This is a genomic window from uncultured Limnohabitans sp. (genome assembly GCF_937889215.1).
In the GTDB taxonomy this organism is placed as follows: domain Bacteria; phylum Pseudomonadota; class Gammaproteobacteria; order Burkholderiales; family Burkholderiaceae_C; genus Limnohabitans_A.
This window is the reverse complement of record NZ_CALBEX010000079.1, coordinates 1-4698: the sequence shown is the minus strand read 5'-3', so window position 1 is coordinate 4698 and position 4698 is coordinate 1. Positions and strand designations below refer to the sequence as shown.

Annotated in this window: 6 protein-coding genes; 4 read left to right on the top strand and 2 right to left on the bottom strand. The window is 61.9% G+C overall.

Features of this window, described 5'->3' with window-relative positions:
• On the top strand, positions 1 to 578 hold a 578-nt coding region (locus Q0341_RS01815; RefSeq protein ID WP_299510143.1), incomplete at its 5' end, for a phosphoribosylaminoimidazolesuccinocarboxamide synthase.
• A 78-nt stretch (positions 579 to 656) separates the two neighbouring features.
• Here Q0341_RS01815 and Q0341_RS01810 read toward each other — a convergent pair.
• Entirely contained in the window at positions 657 to 1022 is a 366-nt protein-coding gene (locus tag Q0341_RS01810; RefSeq protein ID WP_299510141.1) for a hypothetical protein, read from the bottom strand.
• A 153-nt stretch (positions 1023 to 1175) separates the two neighbouring features.
• On the opposite strand from Q0341_RS01810, the gene Q0341_RS01805 reads away from it, so the two are divergent.
• The gene (locus tag Q0341_RS01805; protein ID WP_299510139.1) at positions 1176 to 1697 is read left to right on the top strand and encodes an Mpo1-like protein; all 522 of its coding nucleotides are present in this window, start codon (positions 1176 to 1178) and stop codon (positions 1695 to 1697) included.
• 199 nt (positions 1698 to 1896) lie between these two features.
• Here Q0341_RS01805 and trxA read toward each other — a convergent pair whose 3' ends face one another.
• Positions 1897 to 2850, bottom strand: a complete 954-nt coding sequence (trxA, locus tag Q0341_RS01800) for a thioredoxin (protein ID WP_299510137.1) — start codon at positions 2848 to 2850, stop codon at positions 1897 to 1899.
• An 81-nt stretch (positions 2851 to 2931) separates the two neighbouring features.
• Here trxA and purE point away from each other — a divergent pair, with 81 nt between their 5' ends.
• Positions 2932 to 3432, top strand: coding sequence for a 5-(carboxyamino)imidazole ribonucleotide mutase (gene purE / locus Q0341_RS01795; RefSeq protein ID WP_299510135.1), 501 nt, complete (start codon positions 2932 to 2934; stop codon positions 3430 to 3432).
• A complete protein-coding gene (locus Q0341_RS01790) occupies positions 3429 to 4619 on the top strand; it encodes a 5-(carboxyamino)imidazole ribonucleotide synthase (RefSeq protein WP_299510133.1) in 1191 nt (396 codons plus the stop codon). The genes purE and Q0341_RS01790 overlap by 4 nt, the downstream gene beginning before the upstream one ends.
• Positions 4620 to 4698: the final 79 nt, after the last annotated feature.

Below are 4698 nucleotides of genomic sequence, written 5' to 3'. Positions count from 1 at the left end.
CCGTGGTGCGCGGTTATCTGGCCGGCAGCGGCTGGAAGGAGTATCAAGACAACCAGGCCGTGTGCGGTGTGCAGCTGCCCGCAGGTCTGAAGAACGCCAGCCGCTTGCCCGAGCCCATTTACACGCCCGCAGCCAAAGCGGCGGTGGGCGAGCACGACGAAAACATCACCTTCGAGCAAACCGTGGCCATGATCGGCGTCGACCTGGCTACCCGCATCCGGGACATCAGCATCCAGCTCTACAAAGCAGCGCGTGACATCGCAGTCGCCAAGGGCATCATCATTGCCGACACCAAGTTTGAGTTTGGCCTGGACGCCGATGGCACCTTGGTGCTGATGGACGAGGTGCTGACGCCCGATTCATCGCGTTATTGGCCCACAGACTCTTATGAACACAGCTTTGTGCAAGGCGTCAATCCGCCCAGCTACGACAAGCAGTTCTTGCGCGACTGGTTGGAAACCGCCCAGATCAACGGCAAACCTTGGGACAAAACCCCGCCAGCGCCGCGTTTGCCGCAAGAGGTGATCGAGAAAACAGCAGCCAAGTACGAAGAGGCGATGAAGAAGCTGATGGCGTGAGCCTCAGCGCACTGCGAACACCAAACGAACAAAAAAAAGGCGCTGCATGGCAGCGCCTTTGACTTGAGGCAAGCGGATTCAGCCTGCGAAGGCCAAAAGTGTCATGGTATCCAGCAGCAAAGTGGTGCCGGCCACCAACAAGCTGGCGCTGGCGACCAGACGGCCACGCGGGTGCAGGCAGGCGGCCCAGAACGTGACCAGGCAAACCATCTCCAAGCTGCCGCGCATCCAAAGGTAGCGGCTGTTGCCCATCCAGTCGGCGGCTTCGGGGCTCATGAGCACGGCATACAGGAAAACACCCTTGACCAGCCAAATCGCCGCGCCAAAATGGGTGGATGCCAGGTTGGCCAGTTGGCTGCGGGTGGATGCGTCCGTGCGCACAGGCGCACCGCCGAGCAGGCATTGCAGCTCTTCAGGGGTGATCAGGGGCTCGGCGCGCGACATGGTTCAAAATGAGTTCAAAAGTAATGGTTCAATTCTAGGGTGCATCCACCCGAAAACGCTGTGACAGGCCCCGCCTACCGGGCCAAAACCGGTAAATGTCTGTAACGACAAGTATTACATTGGGTGCTTTGTGCGCCCTGACCCGAGGTACGAATGACGCTTTTTCGCCCTGCCACTCCCTTGATGGTGCGTTACGCCCACTACCACCGCGATCGCCGCAACATCGCCACCCACTTGGTGGGCATCCCATTGATCATTTTGGCCATCGGCGTGTTGCTGTTGGGCCCGACCTGGCTTGTGGCGGGATACACCTTGACGCTGGCCTGGGCCCTGTGGGGCATCACCAGCCTTTGGTACCTGACCCGGAGCAACGCCTTGCTGGGTGTGGCCACATCGGTGGTCAATGGCGTGCTGATCGCGGCCGCCCATGAGGTGCCGCCTCTGGCGCAAGCCTTGGGGCTTGCGGTTTGGCAGGCGGGCTTGGGCCTGTTCTTCATGGGCTGGGTGTTGCAGTTCATTGGCCACTATTTCGAGGGCCGCAAACCCGCTTTCGTGGACGATGTGGTGGGCCTGTTGGTGGGGCCGATGTTCGTGGTGGGCGAGATGCTCATGGGCTTGGGCTTGCTGCAAAAAATGCGCATGGACATTGAGCGCCAAGCGGGCGCCACCCGCTGAGCCTGTTGGCACCGCAGTCGTGAAAAAGCCACGGCCTTTGCAGGTTGGCACATTCAGGTCTGACGTTCAGGTCCAACGTTCAGGGCCCTGGCACAGCCTCACGTTGGGGCTGAAGCCGCCGACCTGCAAAGCGACATGCCATCCATTCAAACGACAGCCTGTCGCATGAAGCATCGGGCCATGGGTGCGCCGTGGGGTTTCAGTTGAGCGCCATGCTCAGCTTGCGCCGGTAGCTGGAAATCATGGCCAACAGCGGGTCTTCTTGCAGCGCGGCTTTGCCCATCAACTCAATGCCACCTGCCGATTTGCCGGTCGCGTCTTGTGCCGAGGTTTTGGGCGGGGTCATCAGTTCCAGCAAGGCGATGTAGGTTTTGCGAGGCGCTTCGTTGTCCCAAGTTTTGTCGCGCATGATGATTTCCAGCAGTTCGTCCATGGCCAGTTCCCACTGGCCTGCTGCAATCAGCAGGCGACTTTTGGCAAAGCGGGTGTCGAAGTCGCGCTTATTTTGGGCAATGTGCTCGTCAAATTGGGCCAACTCCCAATCGCCACGCGGGTCGGTGGTGACAAATTCAAGGGCCTGAATCCATTGGGCTTGGGCTTCAAAACGCAAGGGCACAGGAAAGCGCGCCAAGGTTGGGGCCAGCAAGGCCGAGGCTTCGGCCAGCTCGCCGTGGCCGATCACCAGCTTGATCAAATCAAAGCGGGCATCGTCGTTGCCGGGGTCGGTGGCCAGGGCCTGTTCCAAAGCGGCGCGGGCACTTTGCTCGTCGCCCGCTTGCAGGTGCTGCTGTGCTGCTTCGGCGATGGCTTGGGCTTGCAGCGCGCCTTCAGGGGGCAGGTGCTTGTCCAGGAACTGCTTGACCTGGCCTTCGGGCAAAGCGCCCATGAAGCCGTCAACCGGCTGGCCGTTCATCAGCAACACGCAGGTTGGAATACTTTTGATGCCAAAGGCCTGGGCCAGTTGCTGTTCCTGGTCGGAGTCGATCTTGACCAGCTTGAAGCGACCTTCGTAAGCGGTTTCGACTTTTTCGAGCACGGGGCCCAGCGACTTGCAGGGGCCGCACCATGGGGCCCAAAAGTCCACCAGCACAGGCGTGCTCATGGAGGCTTCAATCACCTCTGCTTCAAAATTTTGTATCGTGACGTCCATCATGGCGGGCAGTGTTCCGGGTTGTGTTTCGGCTCCGAGCGGAGCGAAACCTTAAAATTCGACATTGATCACGAAAAGCACCCAATGACTCAAGCGCTCATCGGCGTCGTCATGGGTTCCAGCTCCGACTGGGACACCATGCAGCACGCAGTCCAGATTCTCCAACAGTTTGGCATCCCTCACGACGCCCGCGTGGTTTCGGCCCACAGAATGCCGGACGATATGTTTGCTTATGCACAAAGCGCGGCCGAGCGGGGCCTGCAGGCCATCATCGCAGGCGCGGGCGGCGCAGCGCATTTGCCGGGCATGATCGCGGCCAAAACCGTTGTGCCGGTGCTGGGTGTGCCGGTGCAGACCAAGGCGCTGTCGGGTGTGGATTCGCTGCACAGCATTGTGCAAATGCCCAAAGGCGTGCCGGTCGCCACCTTTGCGATTGGTGCCGCTGGTGCGGCCAATGCGGCCTTGTTTGCGGTGGCCATGCTGGCCAACCACGACCCCGCACTGCGCCAAAAGCTCGAAGCTTTCCGTGCCGAGCAGACCGCTGCTGCGCGGGCCATGACCCTTCCACCCGTGGGGGCCGCATGAGCCGCGCCGTGTTGCCAGGGGCCATGGTCAATGGCCAGCCCGCCACTTTGGGCGTGATGGGCGGCGGGCAATTGGGCCGCATGTTCGTGCACGCGGCACAGGCCATGGGCTACTTCACGGCCGTGCTCGACCCCGACGCCGCCAGCCCTGCTGGGCTGGTGAGTCACCACCACATCCAGACCGATTACCTGGATGAGCAGGGCTTGGCCCAGCTGATGCAGCGCTGCGCGGCCATCACCACCGAATTTGAAAACGTGCCTGCACCGGCGCTCATGACCCTGGGCGCGCACCGCCCTGTGGCCCCGGCTGCCGAGTCGGTGGCCATTGCGCAAGACCGCGCCGCAGAGAAGGCCCACTTTGTGCGCTGCGGTGTGCCGGTCGCGCCGCATGCCGTGATCGAGACCGCCGCGCAGTTGGCGGCTGTGGGCGATGATTTGCTGCCCGGCATCTTGAAGACCTCGCGCATGGGCTACGACGGCAAGGGCCAGATCCGCGTGAAGACCCGCGAAGCATTGGCGGCGGCTTGGGCTGAGCTGAAAAACGTGCCCTGCGTGCTCGAAAAAATGCTGCCGCTGCAGGCCGAGTGCTCGGTCATCGTGGCGCGTGGGGCCGATGGGCAGATGGTGAATTTTCCGGTGCAACTGAACCTGCACCGCGACGGCATTTTGGCCGTGACCAGCGTTTACGAAGGTGCCGTGCCAGCCGATGAGGCTGCGCAAGCTGTGGCCGCGACCCGCGCGATTGCCGAAGGTTTGAATTACGTGGGCGTGCTGTGCGTGGAGTTTTTTCTGCTCGAAGGCGGCCAGCTGGTCGTGAACGAAATGGCCCCGCGCCCGCACAACAGCGGCCACTACACCATGAACGCCTGTGACCAGTCGCAGTTCGAGCTGCAGGTGCGCACGCTGGCGGGTTTGCCGCTCACCCAGCCGCGTCAGCATTCCCCGGCCATCATGCTCAACCTGCTGGGCGATCTGTGGCCCGAAGTCACGCCCACAGGCAAAGGCCCGACCAGCCCCGCCTGGGCTCAGGTGCTGGCGTTGCCCGGCACGCATTTGCACCTTTACGGCAAGTTGTCGGCCCGACCCGGCCGCAAGATGGGGCATCTGAACATCACCGGTGCCAGCCCTGAGGCCGTTCGCGCCACTGCCTTGCAAGCGGCGGCCTTGCTTGGCATCGAAGCGTTTTAAAGACCGCCATGATCCTGAGTGCCTCCCAGGCTGCCATCACGCAGGCTGCACAAGCTTTGTGTGACGGCCAATTGGTCGG

Coding starts and splice junctions, on each gene's coding strand:
- Q0341_RS01810 (WP_299510141.1), bottom strand. CDS start 1,022: ATGTCGCGCGCCGAGCCCCTGATCACCCCTGAAGAGCTGCAATGCCTG.
- Q0341_RS01805 (WP_299510139.1), top strand. CDS start 1,176: ATGACGCTTTTTCGCCCTGCCACTCCCTTGATGGTGCGTTACGCCCAC.
- trxA (WP_299510137.1), bottom strand. CDS start 2,850: ATGATGGACGTCACGATACAAAATTTTGAAGCAGAGGTGATTGAAGCC.
- purE (WP_299510135.1), top strand. CDS start 2,932: ATGACTCAAGCGCTCATCGGCGTCGTCATGGGTTCCAGCTCCGACTGG.
- Q0341_RS01790 (WP_299510133.1), top strand. CDS start 3,429: ATGAGCCGCGCCGTGTTGCCAGGGGCCATGGTCAATGGCCAGCCCGCC.